Origin of the sequence: Amycolatopsis coloradensis, assembly GCF_037997115.1 — a bacterium.
Taxonomy (GTDB): Bacteria; Actinomycetota; Actinomycetes; order Mycobacteriales; family Pseudonocardiaceae; genus Amycolatopsis; species Amycolatopsis coloradensis_A.
In genome coordinates, this window is the sequence record NZ_CP150484.1 from 5,869,107 (window position 1) to 5,885,890 (window position 16,784).

Consider the following 16,784-nt stretch of genomic DNA (forward strand, 5'->3'; position numbering starts at 1 on the left):
GTGGCGCTCTAGGTAGCGGAACCGCCCGCCGGTTACGACGACCGGCGTCCGTCCACTTGAGACAGAAGGCGGCATAACTCCAGGGACATAACCCGGCTCCGGGGCTTCCCGAAAACCGGGTCCGCCGCCAGAATCGCCATCATGACCACAGCACAGTGGACCCCGACCTACGGCGACCCCTTCGAGCCGGTGCCCTACCGTCCGGCGCGCGTGCCCGCGGAAGAATCGCTGGCCACCGCCGCCGATCTGCGCCGTCGCATGGACACCCGCCGCACCGTGCGGATGTTCTCGACGGACCCCGTGCCCGAACAGGTGGTGGTGGACGCCATCGCGGTGGCGGCCACGGCGCCCAGCGGCGCGCATCAGCAGCCATGGACGTTCGTGCTCATCAAGGACGCCGAGACCAAACAGCGGATCCGGGATGCCGCCGAAGAGGAAGAACGCGTTTCGTACGAGGGCAGGCTCGGCGAGGAGTGGCTGTCCGCCTTGCGGCCGCTGGGCACCGACGCCGTCAAGACCCATCTCACCGACGCCCCGTACCTCATCGTGGTCTTCCAGCAGCGCTATTTCCTCGACGAGGACGGCACCAAGCACAAGCACTACTACGTCGACGAGTCGGTGGGCATCGCGGTCGGCATGCTGCTCACGGCGTTGCATCTGTCCGGGCTGGCCGCGTTGACGCATACGCCGTCGCCGATGCGGTTCCTCGGCGAACTGCTCGAGCGGCCGCAGAACGAGAAGGCGTTCGCCGTCATCCCGGTCGGCTACTCGGCGGACGACTGCGTGGTGCCGAATCTGGTGCGCAAGTCGATCGACCAGGTGCTGATCCGCCGGTGACCGTCCGCGCGGCCCGGGTGTGTACGCGCACCCGGGTTGCGCGAAACCCCGGACAACAAGCATTCAAATTGCGCAATAGTGCAGTTTATTGCACACTTTGGCGCATCTCTTGACATATCCGGCGGCGATTGGACAGGGTCTGGGCACCGAAGGCGACACGAAGGAGTGTTCTTCATGGCCGACCTGCCCTCTGTCTCCCGGCGGACACTGTTCGGCGGCGCGCTCGCCGCCGGGGCGCTCGCCGCGATCCCGACGAGCGCGACCGCGGCGGAAGAGGCGGAAAGCGCGCCCCGCCGTCCTGGTCAGCGCAGCATGATCGGGGTCCCGTTCGAGCGGCACCAGACCGTCCGGATCGCGCTCATCGGTCTCGGCAACCGCGGCATGTCCATGATCGGCGGGTGGAGCGCCGTCCCGGGCGCCGTGGTCACCGCGGTCTGCGACATCCGCGCCGAGCGCGCGAAGGCCGCCGCGGACAAACTCGCCGCCGGTGGGCGTCCTCGCCCGGCTGAGTACGGCGGATCCGCCGACGCCTACCAGAAGATGCTCTCCCGCGACGACATCGACCTCGTTTACATCGCCACCCCGTGGGAGTTCCACTACCCCCAGGGCAAGGCGGCGCTGCTGTCCGGCAAGCACGTCGGCGTCGAACTCCCCATCGCCACCGAGCTCGACCAGTTGTGGGACCTCGTCAACACCAGCGAGCAGACCCGCAAACACCTGTTCCTGGCCGAGAACTGCAGTTATGGCCGCAACGAGCTGGCCATCCTCAAGATGGCGCACGAAGGCGTCTTCGGCGAGGTCACCAACGGACACGGCGGCTATTTGCACGACCTGCGCGAACTGCTGTTCTCCGACACTTATTACACCGACGCGTGGCGCCGGAAGTGGCACACCCGCAGCACCGCGAGTTTCTACCCGATGCACGGCCTCGCGCCGATCGCCGCCTGCATGGACGTCAACCGCGGCGACCGGTTCGCCACGTTGCGCGCCACGGCGACCGAGCCGAAGGGGCTCGCCGACTACCGGAAACGCCACATGCCGCCGGGCCACCCGTCGTGGAAAGAGACCTACATCAACGGCGACCTGGTGACCTGCCTGATCGAGACCGAGCAGGGCCGGATCATCCGCGCCGAGCACGACGTCAGCTCGCCGCGTCCGTACAGTCGCATCAACAGCCTCGCCGGCAGCCGCGGCATCGTGGAGGACTACCCCGCCCGGATCTACGTCGAGCCCGACCACAGCGGCCACGCGTGGAAGGACTTCGGGCCGTACCGCGACCGTCACGACCACTGGCTGTGGAAGAAGCTCAAGGACGACCCGAACCTCGGCGGGCACGGCGGCATGGACTACGTGCTGCAGTGGCGGATCGTGCAGCAGATGCGCGCCGGGCTGGTGCCGGACATCGACGTCTACGACTCGGCGGTCTGGTGCTCCCCCGTGCCCTTGAGCGTGGTCTCCCTCGCTCGCGGCGGGAAACCGGTCGCGGTGCCGGACTTCACGCGCGGTGGCTGGACGAAACCCCGGGCGGGGCTGGACTCGCAGCCTTCGGAGATGCCCGGCTAGGCCGTGCGGCTCGTGAGCGGTGAGGACGGTCAGGGAGGGGCAAGGCAAAGGTGGCGTGATCGAGTCAGTGGTGGAGTAGGCCACCAAGGAGCCTGGCGCGCCTTTGACCGTCCACAAGGGACACAGGTCAGGGAAAGTGTCCGTTCTGAGTACTTTGCACTGAGGTCGTGAGTGGCAATGAGCGTTCTAACCCTCATTACCACTCACGACTGCCCTCGCGAACCGCACATTCATCCACTAATCAGACATATCGCCACTCGAAGGTGTCCCTTGTGGACACTCAAGGCGCGACCGGCTCCCATGGCCGGTCCGGCCTCTGACTTACCCTCGATAACCATCCTTGCCACTCACGACGAGTAGCGAGGTACGACACGGTAGACACGGAGGTCCTTCGGGGTCCCCTTGGCGCGGAAACTCCGGCGCGGTCGCACGATCACCGCGCCGGGGTCCAGCTCGTCGACGACACTTCCGCTGGCCAGCACCTCGTCGCCGTCGGCGGCGGCCATGACGCGGGCGGCGATGTTCACGTCGACGCCGAGGTAGTCGTTACCGACCCGCCGCGGATTCCCTCGATGAAGCCCCGCGCGCAGGTGCGGGAGATAGCCCTCGGCCTTGATCACGCTCACGGCGGAGCACGTCTCGTAAGCGGCGTTCACCGCCTCGCCCGGATCGGCGAACACGGCCATCACGCCGTCGCCGAGGCCCTTCACGATGCTGCCGCGATGCCCGGTGACGACCGATTCGGTCACTTCGCCGACCGAACGCAGCAGCTCCAGCACGCGTTCGTCCCCCGCCTGCAACGCCCATGTCGAGAAGCCGACCAGATCGGTGAACAGCACCGTGATCCCGTCCGCGGACATCGGCGGCGCGCCGGTCCGGCGGATGGCCTGCCAGGCCTGCACGGCGGCCAGCCCCAGCTCACGGGTGGCGCTGGGCCGGTCCGCGCCCGCCTCGGCGAGCAGCCGGGCGAGCCGGTCGGACGAGCGGCCTGTCGACGGCGCCAGCGGGTCACCCGGGACCAGTCTGCGGAGGAACCGCGCCCCGCGCACCAGTTCGCCGCGCTGATCCGTCGCGCGCAGGAACCTGCGGGTCCGGAGGTGCCACGGCTCGGGTCGTTCGGTCACGATCAAGACCCTAGCCCGCTCACCTCGCGTCCGTCGCACCTGTCACCGAGGTGACAAGAATGCGGACACCATTTCCCCTTTCCTCCCCCGCATGACAATTCACGAACTCGCCATTCCACATACGCGTGACAAGATCGAAGCGCAAAGAAAACGCGAGAGATCTTTTCCTTTCCTCGTTGGTGACTTTCCACCTACATTCAGTTTCGAGCCCATTCAACGATGAAAGGACCTGACATGACGGAAACCCTCGTACGGAAGGGTGTTCGGCGGTTCTGCGTGGCCGGGATCGCGGCCGCGGTCGCCGGGACGGTCATGCTCGCCGCGGCGGGAACCGCTGCCGCCGTCGAAAAGAATCTCACGTACAAGGGCGGCTTCCCCATCATCGGCGACCAGAAGGTCGCCGTGGTCGTGAAGGCGGAAATCCCGGCGGCGGCGAAGGCCGGGGAGCCGGTTTCGGTGCCGTTCACCCTCGACGTCGACGCCGGTCAGGCCGCGGGCGACGGGCTCCGGCTCGTCGGTGCCAAGAAGCTCTCCGGCTCGATCGGCTCGAAGGTGAACATCGCGCTCGGCGAGCAGAAGATCTCGATCCCCATCGAGCTGCCGATCCCGGACACCGAGGTACCCGCCGAAGGGCCGCTGAAGTTCACCGCGCAGGGCAAGGTCGACTTCACCATCCCCGCGGGCACCCCCGCCGGCGAGGCGACCAGCAGCGTGGACGCCGCGGCGACCTCGCATATCGTCACCGACAGCTCGCTCGGCGAGTTCGACGTCCAGCTCGCGCTCGACCCGCCCGACCAGGACGCCGTCCTCGGCAAGACGACCATCAGCTGAACCCCCGTCTTCCCCCGGCTCGGCGAGCCGGGGGAAGACGCGTCTTGACCTCCAGCGCACTGGAGGTCACAAGCTGTCGATCATGTGGATCTGCGACAGGTGCGGTATCGAACATCCCGCCACTCCCGAGCCTCCCCGGTGCGTTCTCGACCGAGGCGAGGTCGGCATCGAGGAAGCCGGTGACCTCGGCGCGCACACCGGACGCTGGTGGACGCACGAGGAACTGATCTCCGTGCCGCACAAGACCTTGCACCGCGATCACGGACGCGGCCTGCACAGCATCAAACGGGAGCCGAACCTCGCGATCGGGCACTGGTCGTTCATCGCGGTGACCCCGGCGGGCACCCTGCTCTGGGACCCACCGTCCTGGTTGGACACCGAGGTGCTCGACGTCGTGCGCGGGCTCGGCGACGTCGCCGTGATCGCCACCAGCCATCCGCACATGTTCGGCGCCCAGCTCGGCTGGAGCCGTGCGCTGGGCGGGGTTCCGGTGCTGGTCAACGAACGCAACCGCGAATGGCTGCCCGCCCCCGATCCGGCGTTCGAGTTCTGGGACGAGCGCGTGGAACCCCTGCCGGGCCTCGAACTCGTCCGGCTCGGCGGGCATATGCGCGGCAGCGCCGTGGCCAGGACGCCGGACGGCAGCATCCTGGCCGGGGACACGATCTCGGGCGGGCTCGCGCCGGACTGGGTTTCGTTCCAGCGCAACTTCCCCAAGCACATCCCGCTGTCGGGAGCCGTGGTCCGCCGCATCGTCGACCGGCTCGACGAGTTCTCCTACGACCGCCTCTACACCCTCGGTGGTGACACCATCGACCGGGATGCCCGCGCGGTGGTGCGCCGAAGCGCCGAAACCCATATCCGGTGGGTGAACGGCGACCTCGACCACCTCACTTGATCGCGCGTTTGTCCTTGCCTCGGAAGGTCAACGCGATGGCCCCCGCCATCGCCATGAAGAAGGCGACGGCCCACATCCCGGCGCGGAAGCTCCCGGTCAAACCCTGCAACCAGCCGGTGAGATAGGGGCCGACGAAGCCCGACAGGTTACCGAAGGAGTTGATCAGGCCGATCCCGGCGGCGGCGCCGACTCCGGTCAGGAAGGCGTTCGGCAGCTGCCAGAACACCGGGATCGCGGTGAACACGCCGACCGCGCAGAGGGTCACCGCGATCATCACCCACAGCGGCGAGCCGAGATACAGCGCGGCGGCGATCGCGACCGCGCCGACGAACGCGGCGATGGCGACATGCCCGGCCCGTTCACCGGTGCGGTCGGAATGGCGTGCCCACAACACCATGGCGACGGCGGCCACGGCGTACGGGATCGCCGTGATGAGCCCGATCTCCACGATGCTGTAGTTGGTCTGGAACTGCTCCTGGAAGCCCTTGATCACCTGCGGGAGGAAGAAGGCGAGCACGTAGAGGCCGAAGATGATCCCGAAGTAGACGGCGCTCAGCGCGAGCACACGCGGATCGGTCAGCGCCGATCGGGTGCTCACCTCCTTGCCGACCTCACGGATGTCTTCCGCGTCGATCGCCGACTGCAACGCCGTGCGCTCACCAGGGGTCAGCCACTTCGCGTCCTTCGGCTTGCTCGGCAGCAGGAAAAACACCGCCACCCCGAGCAGGATCGACGGCACCCCTTCGGCGAAGAACATGAACCGCCAGCCGGCGTCGAAACCCAGGACGCCGTCGCCGTGCTTGATGAGCAGGGAGGAGACCGGGCTGCCGATGACCGACGAAAGCGGCACCGCGAGGAAGAACAGCGCGACGATCTTGGCCCGCTGCTTTCGCGGGAACCAGTAGGTCAGGTACAGGATGATGCCGGGGAAGAACCCGGCCTCGGCGATCCCGAGCAGCACCCGGACGATGTAGAAGCTGACCTCGCCCTGGATGAACGCGGTGGCCGAGGCGACGATGCCCCAGGTGACCATGATCCGCGCGATCCAGATCCGGGCGCCGACCTTGTGCAGGATGACGTTGCTGGGCACCTCGAAGAAGAAGTACCCGACGAAGAACAGGCCCGCGCCGAGCCCGTAGGCGGCCGAGCTGATGCCGAGGTCGGCGTTCATGGTGAGCGCCGCGAACCCGACGTTGACCCGGTCGAGATAGTTGAGCAGATAGAGCAGCCCGAGTAACGGGACCAGCCGGATCATCGCCTTGCGCACCGCTGGCGCGGTGGACACCTCTGCCGTCTGTTCGTCCATCCGCGCGAGTGTAGAGGGCGATCAGAACAGCGGAGGCAGGAACGCACCGAAGTTTCCGCCGGCGGCCCGATCGGCGGGATCCGGGTCCACCTGGACCGAGTCGGGGTTCCGCGGGTCGTAGGTGACCTTCACTGTCGAGCCGCGGGCAGGGGCCTGCAGCGGCGGGGTGATCATCGTCGTGACGACGGTCCGCTCGCCGTCGTCCGTGGGGAACCGGACCTGCACGGTGAACCTCGGATTCCCCATCACCCAGACGTTCGTGAACTCGACACCGAGCACCTGGCCGATCACCTGCCTGCCGGTCTGGGCCAGCGCCTGCGCGCGGTCGTCCGCCTCGGCCCTGGTGACGAACGCGCGTCCCAGCACCATGATCATGACCAGCGCGGTCACCCCGGCCACCGCCGGGAAGAGATACGGCTCGTAGTAGATGATCCAGTCCACTTCGGTCCACGGTTCGGACGGCAGCCGCTTCCCCACCGACTCGGGCGGCGTCCAGGAAGGGATCGCGACGCCGCTGCCCAGCGCGATGCCGAGGGACGCGGCGAGGCTGCTCGCCCGGAAACCGACGCCCATCCCGCGCAACGACATCCCGCCGCCCCACAGCATCGCGAACCCGAGCGACGAGGCCACCGTGATCGAGACGCTGAAGAACAGGACGAGCGAAACCGCCGGGCCCGCGTCGGCCCCCCACGCGTCGACGCGGTTCAGCGACATCAACCGGAAGCCGTCCAGCAGCCCGAGGGCGCCCGACCAGCCCGTCGCCGCCCAGGCGAGCGTCGTCGGCACGCCGAGCAGCCACAGGCGCAGTCCTGGACGTCGGGGACGCCGGGGGTCTTCCGGCAGGCCGAACTCGAAGGTCCCGAACATCGCCGCCGCCTCTCTGTTTGTGGTGAACCCGCGACCGCGATCGACATCGGCAGGGCGCGGCATGGCAGAACACGTCATGTCGAGCGAACAAAGCGCCCCGCCACCGCGATAGCGGGGCCTTCGGCCGGGCGGGTTCACGCGTAGGGTCGCCTCTCCGAACCGGTCGCAGCTCCGCCTACCAGCACTACGAGATCGGGCCGAACACGGCGACCTTCGCCGGGTCGGCGGGGTCGACGCGGGCTTCGTGGCGGGTACCGGGCGCGTACTGCTGGATCGTCGCCAACGGCGCGATCAGCTGCGTCACGGTCCGGTACGTGGTGCCGTCGGCGCGGGTGACCTCGAGTGTCGCGGTGTACTGCGCCTGCCCGGCGATCTTCCGGCCGGTCGGCTCCAGCTCGCGGACCACCAGGGTGGCGGGCTCGCAGGTGTCGTACAGCCGCCGCAGTTCCGTGCCGTAGGCCTGCAGTTCCTGCTGCTGACGCAGTTGCTCGTCCATCGGCAGTGCCAGGAACGCCGCCATGTCCGGGTCGGCGTTGAGGCTCCGGAAGGCCTGCGCGGCCAGCTGCGGCGTCGGCAGCTGCGGGGTGATGTCGTGGCCCTGTGCGGCGGCGGCCTGCCGGAACTGCTCCGCGTGACGCTGGAAGTCCTGCGCACCCCGCGTCATGCCCTGCTGCGTCGCTTCGTTGATCTTGTCGCGGATCTTCTTGAACATCGGGTGCCGCCTTTCGCCGTGTCGTTCGTGCTGGACACAGCTTCGGCGGGCCGTTCCGCTACCGAACCCAGGTTTTCCCGTCGTCGGTCGCGTCGAGGCAGGTCAGCGGCGCCCAGAAGACGGGCGATGCCGCCGGCTCGGGCTTCTCGCGCCAGCGGGCGAGCCGGGACCGCTGCCAGGCGCACAGTTCGGTGACCGGATCGTCCCCGGCGAGCGCGGTGTCGACGGCGATGACGAGTTCGGACATCGGGTCCGAACCGGGCACGGCGGCCGAGGTCGGGAGCGCCCAGACCGTGGCGGCGACCAGTCCCGCTCCGGCCGCGACGGCGGCGAGCAGCACGCCGAACGGTTCGGCCAGACCGAAATCGCTCGCGCTGGCGCAGCCGATCAGCGCCACCCGCGCGGGCATGGTGTCCATTTCGGACAGTGCGAGGTCGGCGGCGGTGAACGGCCGGTGCGTTCCGATCGGCGCGGCCGTGCCGGGAAGATCGGCGGAGCAGGACAGATGCAGCGCGGTCTGCGCGCCGTACTCGTCGCGGACCCGGCTGACATGTCCGACGAACACCAACCGGGAACAGGGGCCCGCGAGCAGTCCGGCGAGCAGACGGCGGTCGGTGTCGGTGCGGCGGACCAGATCGAGCCCGCGGGACGCGGCGGGAAGGACCGGGCCCTCGGCGAGCCGCTCGTCGAGATGCCGGATCAGCGGTGACGCCGGATCCTGCTTGCCGAGCACGGAACCCAGCTCGCCGAACGCACTCTGGCCGGGGATACGCGGGTCGAGCAGATAGACCGGCGGGCCGTCGGCGGCTGGTCGACGGCGCGGGATCGCGGCAGGGGCGAGCAGCGAGACGTCGGCGACGTCGAGAACCCGTTCGTCACTGTCGAAGCAGATGCCGATCTCGTCGATCTCGAGCACGTGATCGGCCCGCCTGTCAGGCAGGGCGAGCAGCCCCCACGGAACACCGGCGAGGCTCGGGGACGGCTGGATCCGCAGGAGCGGGCGGGTTCCGCCGTCGGCGGCACGCCGGAGACGTTCGACCAGGTCCGCGGGCAGGAGGTTGAGGGCGAGGACGCGGGACAGGCGTTGTTCACCGGCGAAGCTGCCGAAGGCGTCTTCACTCAGTGAGCGATGGACGGCGTCGGCGACGCTCTCGCCTTCGCGCGGTGTGGGAGACGCGGCGTCCAAGCACTGGCGAGCGGTCCCGACCAGAGCGAACTCGATCGGATGGGTGTGGACGGTGTCGAGGTCCTCGGTGGTCCGCCAGGTGAGGAAGGTGTGGCCGGCGTCGGCGTAGCGCAAGAGGAAGGTCTCACGTCCGGGCTTCGCGGTCGGCCAGGTCTCGACGGTTTCGGTGACCGTGCGGGGCAGCTGGTACCGCTCGGCGGCCAGGTGGAGCCACGGGTCCAGCTCCATCGGCGACGAGGGTGACCAGCGCAGCCCGGGCGGTGGGGCGAGCCGCAGCGGAAGCGACGACGTCACGGAACCCAGTGCCGCCAACGGAAGCCCTTCGGCGACGGGGCCCACTTCGAGGGTGGGCAGGGCGCCGGTGAGGTCCAGCGAACGCCCCTCGACACCCGTGTACGCGCCGACGGCGCAGGTGCGCTCGATCAGTTCCGCCGCCAGCCTCGGCTCCTGGAGCTGAGCCAGCAGTGCCATCAGCATTTCCGTCGCCGGACCGGCGACGTCGCGCGCCCAGGCGGTGCGTGCCTGCGGCGAGGTGAACTCGAACCGGTACTCCGCCGCCGCGAGCGCCAGCGGAAGCAGCAGGTCCAGCACGGCCGGGAGGTTTTCGCCGTGCGCGAAGCCGATCGTCGCCGCCACGAAATCCGTGTGCAGGCGATCCGACCAGTCACCCGACGTCAGCGCCGACTCCCGGGCGCGGGTCACGTGGTCCCTCGCCGTCGCCCAGTCGCCTTCGGCCATCGCACAGCGGGCCAGCGCCACGTCGAGGCGCCGCAGGCCAGGAACGTCGGCGTTGGCCGTCCAGATCTTCCCCGCGTGCTCGAACTGGTCCCTGGCCTGCGCGACGTCGCCGGCATACAGCAGCAGGGTGCCCAGCGCGTGGCTCGCCTCCGCGACATCGCCGTTCAGGCCCGCGTCCGCGAGTTCGTCGCGGGCGGCGACGATCGCGGCGACCGCTCCGGGGAAGTCGCCACCGAAGGCCCTGTCCGCCGCCAGCTCGATGCTCGCCCTGGCGGCCAAGGGACGGCCTTCGTGCTGGGCACTCAGCCGCAGCAGATCCGCGCGCGCGTCGGCGTCTTCGCCACCCGCCTGGCGGACGCGGGCCCGCTCGGCTCGCGCCATCGCCTGCAGTGCCGCCACTTGCCCGCGGACATCGTCGATCTCCGCGATGGCTTCCAGAGCCGTCAAGATGTCCTCGATCGCGGTCCGCGCGCCCGCCAGGTCCCCGGCGGCGATCTGGACGCGCACGTCGAAGATCCGCAGTTCCAGCTCGTCCGCGCCGTACACGTCGAGCAGCTCTGGCGGGTACTGTCCGGGCCCCGCGTCCTTGCGCTGCGCCGCCCGGCGGCGTTGCCCGGCGATCAGCTCACGCGCCTTGACGACGTCGCCTTCCTCCGTGCTCAAGGAGATGAGCACGCGCTCGGCGACCTCCCGGGAGCCTTCGATCATCCGGAGCTCGGCGTACTGTCCGTAGTGGACGATGGCGGCGGTACTGACCTTGAACGCCTGGAGCACGGCTTCGGCGCACTGACGAGCGTTGCGAAGGTCGCCGGCGGAGTAGCAGACGGTGGCCAGATCGCTGACCGCGGCGAGGTCCAGATCCGTCCGGTCGAGCCGCTGCGCGATCTCCCGCATCTTGCCGTACGTCCGGTGCGCACCGGCGACGTCACGGGCGACGGCGAGCCGTTTGGCCTTGTCCTGGAGTTCGACCGCGTCGACGAGCAGCTTCCGGTACTGGCGTTCGGACAGCGAACACGCGGGCAGCTCGCCGTACGGCGCCGGATCGAGACCGAAATGCCTTGCGACACAACGACAGTTGTAACCATGCGAGGTCGCCGGACCCAGTTCGGGCGGGAGCGGCCGGTCCGGTGAATTCCGGGGCGGCGGTATGCCGACGAGCACGTCAGAACTCCTCATCGGCGGAAGCGGCCGCCGCCCGTTCGGCGAGCGTCCTTGCCGCCGGAGGACGTGCCCGGACGAGCGCGACCACCTCGGCCCGGTCTTCCGCCGTGGTCCCGGCGACACCTTCTCCCGCAACGCCGACAACGACGGCGATCTGTCCACTATGGACACGAGCGGCGAGCCTGGTCGCGGTCTCGTTCAGCTCCGCCGTGCCGGAGAACCGCCCGGCGCCCAGCTCCAGCGGCACCTCGGCGAACGGCTCGCCCGCGTGACTCGCGAACGCGGTGATGGCCGCGTCGGCGAACGCGCCCGCGACGACGATTTCGAGCCTTGTGGCGGTCGCGGCGACGACGATCCGCCAGGTCACCGTGTCCTCACCGGCGTCAAGGATCCCCGGTGGTACCCGCGCCCAGTCGACGCTCGCACGTCCGCTCGCCAATACCCCTTCGCCGGGGGCGAGCGGGGCGAGGCCCGCGGCCAGCGTGTACGCGCGTTGGCCGGGTGTCGCCGTTCCCAGTCGTGCCGACATTTCCGCCGCCGTCTCGGCGCGTACGACGTCGTCCTCGTCGTCGAACCAGGCGGCGAGCCGGGTGCACAGTCCGCGGACTTCTTCGGCGACCGGCGGGCCCGCCGCCAGGAGGGCGTCGTCCGCGATGGCCGCGTCGAACAGCTCGGCCGGGGAAGCTTCGAACCCGTCTAGAAGACCTTCGGCCAAGCCCTCGACGTCGGCCGTCGCGACCGCAGTCTCGAGATCCAGCAAGGCCGGATCCAGCGAGGGAATCCCGAGTGACGGACCGGCGGGCCACCAGCGACGCAGCCACAGCAGCAAAGCGAGCCTGCCGAGTTCCGGCTGGGCAGGAAGCTCGATGTGGCCCTGGCCGAGCGCGACGAGAGTCGCCTCCGCGCCCGCGAGCCGGGTCAGCCAGGGTTCCGCGGCCGCGGCGTCGGTGAGTTCGATGTGCATCGTGGCGGCCCGGCCCGCGAGAAGATCGGCGAGGGCGAAGCGAATGAGGCCGCCATCGGCCGCGAGTACGGGCGCGTGCACCGGATGCGTCACGATACGGCCTCCAGCTCCGGCAACCGGGCCATGAGCGAGCGGCGGACCTTCGTCCGCAAATCCAGTGAAGTCGACCGGACCACGCCGGTGACCAGGTCGCGTACGTCGGTGGCGTCGGCGGGCAGGTCGCCGCGGACGTCGAAACCGTGCAGCCGGACCCACAGCCTGCCGAGGAAGTGCTTGGCGAACTCGCGAAGATCGCGCAGGAGTTCGGCGTCGGGCCGCGGAGTGAGCGGCGTGGCACCGGCCAGGGCTCGACGAGCGTGCAGGACGTACCCCTCCCGGGCGACCTGCGCGTTGAGCCGGCGAGCGAATTCGGGTACACCGGCGGGCGCCGCGCCGTCGAGTGGCCTCAGCGCGGGCGCGAGGACGACCCCGAGCGCGAAACACGCGGCCAGCGCGGGCAAGCAGAGCCCGAATCCGGCGGCGACCCTGGTGAGCTCGTCGTCGACGAGGGCTTCGACGGAGACCCGCTCGTCCGGCGGAAGACGGCGCAAGGTCGCGCGTACCCGCCGTTCGACACTGCGCTCCAGGAGCTCGGTGCCGGTTTCGTCGCTCCGGTTCAGCGGCGGGACGGTGGTGCGATCCCCGCGCTGCAGACCGAGATCCGGTGCGCGCAGCCCTGAAATCTCTCGGACGACTTCGCTCAGGCGGCGGGCTCCGCCCGGCTGCCGCAGCATGAGTCCGAGAGCGTGCCCGGCGGCCGAATCGGCGAGAACCCGCCAAGCGGAGTCGGAAAGTTCGTCGACGAACGCGCCGAGTGCGGTGATGTCCTGCGGTACGGCGGATTCGGCTTGCCAGCGGCGCCGCAGTTCCGCGGTCAGCTCGGCCGAGTGCCGCGGATCCGCGAGGTACGAGGTGAGCTGATCCACGCCCACCGCACTGCCCTCGCCGTGCAGATCCCGCAACGCCGCCGCGGCCGTCTCCGCCGCGTCCGGCCCCGGCGAGCCGAAACCGGTCGCCAATTCGTACGCCAGCGGGAAACACACGTCCTGGACGTTGCCCGCGGTGATGCGCAGCGCGCGGCGCTGCCGTTTGAGGTGGGTGAACCACGCGGCCGTCGCGCGCAGCCTGTCCGCGTCGGCCAGCAGCAGTTCCGTCAGCTCGGCCGCCGTGGCCGGATCCAGCACGGGACGGCCGAGCCGGGGCCGCGCGGCGGTGCGGATCACCAGCGGGTCGATGAGCTTCTTGATCGTCCGGGTCAGCGGACCGCCATCGGCCGACGACAGGACCTCGACACCGTCGATGCGTTCCCATGCCTGAGTGAGAACGGCCGAACGCAGCCGGGGCCCACCCGATTCCGTCGTCAATCGCCCTCCCTCCCGCAGGCCACGACTCTATCCGAGAGACCGTTCGGACTAACTTTCGTCCGTTCTGTACATACTTTCGTTGACTTCATCCGAAAGTCCTCTTAGGTTCAGCGGCGTCACAGAGGTGCTCCGCCGCCGACCCGAGGAGCAACGATGCTTCCGTCTGTCCGCAAGCGCTTCAACCGGACCATCGTCGCCTCGTTGGCGCTGGTCACGGCAGTGTCCGGGCTGGTGACAGCCCCGGCAGAAGCGGCCATCCCACCGCAACAACCCGGTGTCACGCTCCGCACGTACGACCTCCAGCGTGAGCTCACCAAGCTCTGCGCGATCAAATCCGGCCAGACTCCCAACGTCGACAAGCTGATGCCGACGATCAACTGGACCACCACGGCCGACTTCGGGCTCAACGAGCAGTTCGTCTCGGAGGTCATCGGCAACATCAACATCGCCACCGCCGGACAGTACGAATTCCGGCTCACCAGCGACGACGGCTCCCGGCTCCGGATCGACGGCCAGACGGTCATCAACCACGACGGCCTGCACGGCGCGACTCCCGCGACCGGTTCGGTCCAGTTGAGCACCGGGTATCACGCGCTGCGGATCGACCATTTCGACAACCTCCACGACCAGCAGGTCACCCTCGAATGGCGGCCACCGGGCGCGGCGGACTTCGCGCTCGTACCGAATTCGGTGCTCAGCACCGACGCCGACGTCGTCCGGGTGACCTCGCCGGGTCGCAAGGAATGCGAGGGTGCCAAAGATTCGCCCGGTGACGGCCTTCCGCTGAACGGCGTCCATCCCGGTTTCACGCTGACGAATCTGCGCCCGGAGGGTTTCCAGCCGCAGGTCACCGGCATGGACTGGCTACCGGACGGACGGCTCGCCATCGCCACCTGGGGCGGCTCCGACAAGGTCCTCGGTGAGGTTCACCTGCTGAGCAACGTCAGCGGGAACACCGACCCGAGCAAGGTCCGCACCCAGCGCGTCGCCAGCGGACTGAAGGAACCCATGGGCGTCAAGTACGTCGACGGCAAGCTGTACGTGTCGGAGAAGACGCGGCTCGTCGAACTGAACGACACCAACGGCGACGGCGTGACCGACGACTACCGCACCGTGGCCACCTGGCCGTTCGGCGGCAACTTCCACGAGTTCGCGTTCGGCCTGCTGTACAAGGACGGCTTCTTCTACGCCAACCTTTCCGTGTCCATCAACTACGGCGGTGCCACGACCGATCCGCAGCCCGCGCCGAACCGCGGCACCACGATCAAGGTGAACAAGGCCACCGGCCAGGTGTCCTACATCGCCGGCGGGCTGCGCACCCCGCACGGTATCGGCTGGGGACCGGAAGGCGACGTCTTCGTCACGGACAACCAGGGCGGCTGGCTGCCGGCGAACAAGCTCGTCCGGGTCAAGCAGGACCGCTTCTTCAACCACTACACCAATCCCCCGGGCCCGTTCGACTCGAAACCGGTCACCGCTCCCGTGTTGTGGTTGCCGCACAACGAGATCGCGAACTCGCCGAGCAACATGGTCATGCTGTCGCAGGGTCCGTTCGCCGGGCAGATGGTGTACGGCGACGTGACCTACGGCGGGCTTCAGCGAGCGTTCCTGGAGAAGGTCAACGGCGAGTACCAGGGGGCCGTTTTCCGTCTCACGCAAGGACTCGAGTCTGGGGTCAGCCGGATCAGCCTCGGCCCCGACGGCGCGATCTACACCGGCGGGATCGACGGCGGCGGCAACTGGGGCCAGCCCGGCAAGCTCGCCTACGGCCTCCAGAAGGTGACGCCCAACGGTACGAACGCCTTCGACATCCGCGCCATGCGGGCCGTCGCGGGCGGATTCGAACTGGAGTACACCCAGCCGCTGTCGGCCGAGACCGCGCAGAACCTCGCGGCGAAGTACCAGGCTCAGCAATGGCGCTACCAGCCCACTCCCGCGTACGGCGGACCGAAGATCGACGAGCAGACCCTGTCCGTCACGTCCGCGAGCCTCTCGCCCGATCGCAAGAAGGTCACGCTGCAGGTGGCGGGGTTGAAGGCCGGGCACGTGGTCCACGTGCGGTCGCCGCGTCCGTTCGCGTCGGAGTCAGGTGCGGCGCTGTGGAGCACCGAGGCTTGGTACACGTTGAACTCGCTCGTCGGTGGGCCTGCGGCGAGCACGACCTACGAGGCCGAGCGGGCCGCGCTGAGCGGTGGCGCCGGGACGAACACGAACCACGCCGGCTACACGGGCACCGGATTCGTCGACGGCTACTGGAACCAGGGTGCCGCGACGACGTTCACCGTGAACGCGCCGAAGTCCGGTGCCTACAACGCGGCCTTGCGTTACTCGAACGGTCCGGATCCGGCGCCGGGGACCAAATCGGTGACCGTCTACGTCAACGGGACGAAGGTGAAACAGGTCAGGCTCGCCAGTACCGGCAACTGGGACACGTGGAACACGCAACCCGAGACGCTGAATCTGAAGGCCGGGTCGAACACGATCTCCTACCGCTACGACACGGGCGACGCCGGCAATGTCAATCTCGACAGTCTCACCCTGACCGAGTCCCGGCGGATCCAGTTGTTCAAGGGCACCGATCTGAACGCGTGGGAGAAACGCGCGGGCGGCGCCGCGACCTGGCCGGTCTCGGGCGGTGCGATGGAGTCGAACGGCGGGGACATCCGCACGAAACAGCAGTTCGGTGATTTCCGGCTGCACGTCGAATGGAACGAGCCGAACTACCCGCCGGAGGTCACTGGGCAGGCCAGGGGCAACAGCGGCGTCTACCTCCAGGAACGCTACGAACTGCAGGTGCTCGAATCCTTCGGGGACACCACACTCGCCGACAACGAAGCGGGCGCGATCTACTCGAAGAAGGCACCTGACCGGAACATGGCGACGGCTCCCGGAACCTGGCAGACCTACGACGTCACCTTCCGTGCCGCACGGTTCGACGGTGCCGGGAACAAGACCGACAACGCCCGGGTGACCGTGGTCTGGAACGGCGTCGTCGTCCACAATGACGTGGCGATCGACGGCGGCACGGGCGACAGCATCCCGGAGAGCGCGGCACCGGGCGCCATCCGGCTGCAGGACCACGGGGATCCCGGGGAGAACCCGCGGTTCCGCAACATCTGGATCGAGCCCATCGGCTAGGACGCCATGACGGGCGAGAACACTGCGAGACTCGTGAGTGGTAAGTGTCGTCAGAA

At 68.9% G+C, this 16,784-nt stretch carries 12 protein-coding genes; 5 read left to right on the forward strand and 7 right to left on the reverse strand.

Going from position 1 to position 16,784, the window contains the following annotated elements; genetic code table 11:
• Window positions 1-141 precede the first annotated feature (141 nt).
• Together LCL61_RS27470 and LCL61_RS27475 are read left to right on the forward strand one after the other, a co-directional pair.
• On the forward strand, window positions 142-837 hold the full coding sequence (locus tag LCL61_RS27470; protein ID WP_340682399.1) for a nitroreductase family protein: 696 nt from the start codon (window positions 142-144) through the stop codon (window positions 835-837).
• Between the two features lie 174 nt (window positions 838-1,011).
• Window positions 1,012-2,400 carry a Gfo/Idh/MocA family protein gene (locus tag LCL61_RS27475; RefSeq protein WP_340682400.1) on the forward strand — a complete coding sequence of 463 codons (1,389 nt, stop codon included), beginning with the start codon at window positions 1,012-1,014 and terminating at the stop codon, window positions 2,398-2,400.
• A gap of 347 nt (window positions 2,401-2,747) precedes the next feature.
• Here LCL61_RS27475 and LCL61_RS27480 read toward each other — a convergent pair whose 3' ends face one another.
• On the reverse strand, window positions 2,748-3,530 hold the full coding sequence (locus LCL61_RS27480; RefSeq protein ID WP_340682401.1) for an adenylate/guanylate cyclase domain-containing protein: 783 nt from the start codon (window positions 3,528-3,530) through the stop codon (window positions 2,748-2,750).
• A 228-nt stretch (window positions 3,531-3,758) separates the two neighbouring features.
• Between LCL61_RS27480 and LCL61_RS27485 the strand changes: the two genes are divergently transcribed.
• Together LCL61_RS27485 and LCL61_RS27490 are read left to right on the forward strand one after the other, a co-directional pair.
• Window positions 3,759-4,355, forward strand: a complete 597-nt coding sequence (locus LCL61_RS27485) for a DUF6801 domain-containing protein (protein WP_340682402.1) — start codon at window positions 3,759-3,761, stop codon at window positions 4,353-4,355.
• 82 nt (window positions 4,356-4,437) lie between these two features.
• On the forward strand, window positions 4,438-5,253 hold the full coding sequence (locus LCL61_RS27490; RefSeq protein ID WP_340682403.1) for a hydrolase: 816 nt from the start codon (window positions 4,438-4,440) through the stop codon (window positions 5,251-5,253).
• On the opposite strand, the gene LCL61_RS27495 is transcribed toward LCL61_RS27490, so the two are convergent.
• The 6 genes from LCL61_RS27495 to LCL61_RS27520 all read right to left on the reverse strand — a co-directional run bounded on the left by LCL61_RS27495 (window position 5,246) and on the right by LCL61_RS27520 (window position 13,590).
• Complete coding sequence (locus tag LCL61_RS27495) at window positions 5,246-6,559, reverse strand: MFS transporter (protein ID WP_340682404.1); 1,314 nt, start codon at window positions 6,557-6,559, stop codon at window positions 5,246-5,248. The two genes, LCL61_RS27490 and LCL61_RS27495, sit on opposite strands and share 8 nt — an antisense overlap.
• 21 nt (window positions 6,560-6,580) lie before the next feature.
• Complete coding sequence (locus tag LCL61_RS27500; protein WP_340682405.1) at window positions 6,581-7,426, reverse strand: DUF3592 domain-containing protein; 846 nt, start codon at window positions 7,424-7,426, stop codon at window positions 6,581-6,583.
• A 184-nt stretch (window positions 7,427-7,610) separates the two neighbouring features.
• A complete protein-coding gene (locus LCL61_RS27505; RefSeq protein WP_340682406.1) occupies window positions 7,611-8,138 on the reverse strand; it encodes a hypothetical protein in 528 nt (175 codons plus the stop codon).
• A 58-nt stretch (window positions 8,139-8,196) separates the two neighbouring features.
• Complete coding sequence (locus LCL61_RS27510) at window positions 8,197-11,223, reverse strand: hypothetical protein (protein WP_340682407.1); 3,027 nt, start codon at window positions 11,221-11,223, stop codon at window positions 8,197-8,199.
• Window position 11,224: 1 nt separating this feature from the next.
• Window positions 11,225-12,280, reverse strand: a complete 1,056-nt coding sequence (locus tag LCL61_RS27515) for a hypothetical protein (RefSeq protein ID WP_340682408.1) — start codon at window positions 12,278-12,280, stop codon at window positions 11,225-11,227.
• Window positions 12,277-13,590, reverse strand: a complete 1,314-nt coding sequence (locus tag LCL61_RS27520) for a hypothetical protein (protein WP_340682409.1) — start codon at window positions 13,588-13,590, stop codon at window positions 12,277-12,279. The genes LCL61_RS27515 and LCL61_RS27520 overlap by 4 nt, the downstream gene beginning before the upstream one ends.
• Window positions 13,591-13,743: 153 nt before the next feature.
• Between LCL61_RS27520 and LCL61_RS27525 the strand changes: the two genes are divergently transcribed.
• Window positions 13,744-16,728, forward strand: a complete 2,985-nt coding sequence (locus LCL61_RS27525; RefSeq protein WP_340682410.1) for a family 16 glycoside hydrolase — start codon at window positions 13,744-13,746, stop codon at window positions 16,726-16,728.
• The last annotated feature ends 56 nt before the right edge of the window (window positions 16,729-16,784 follow it).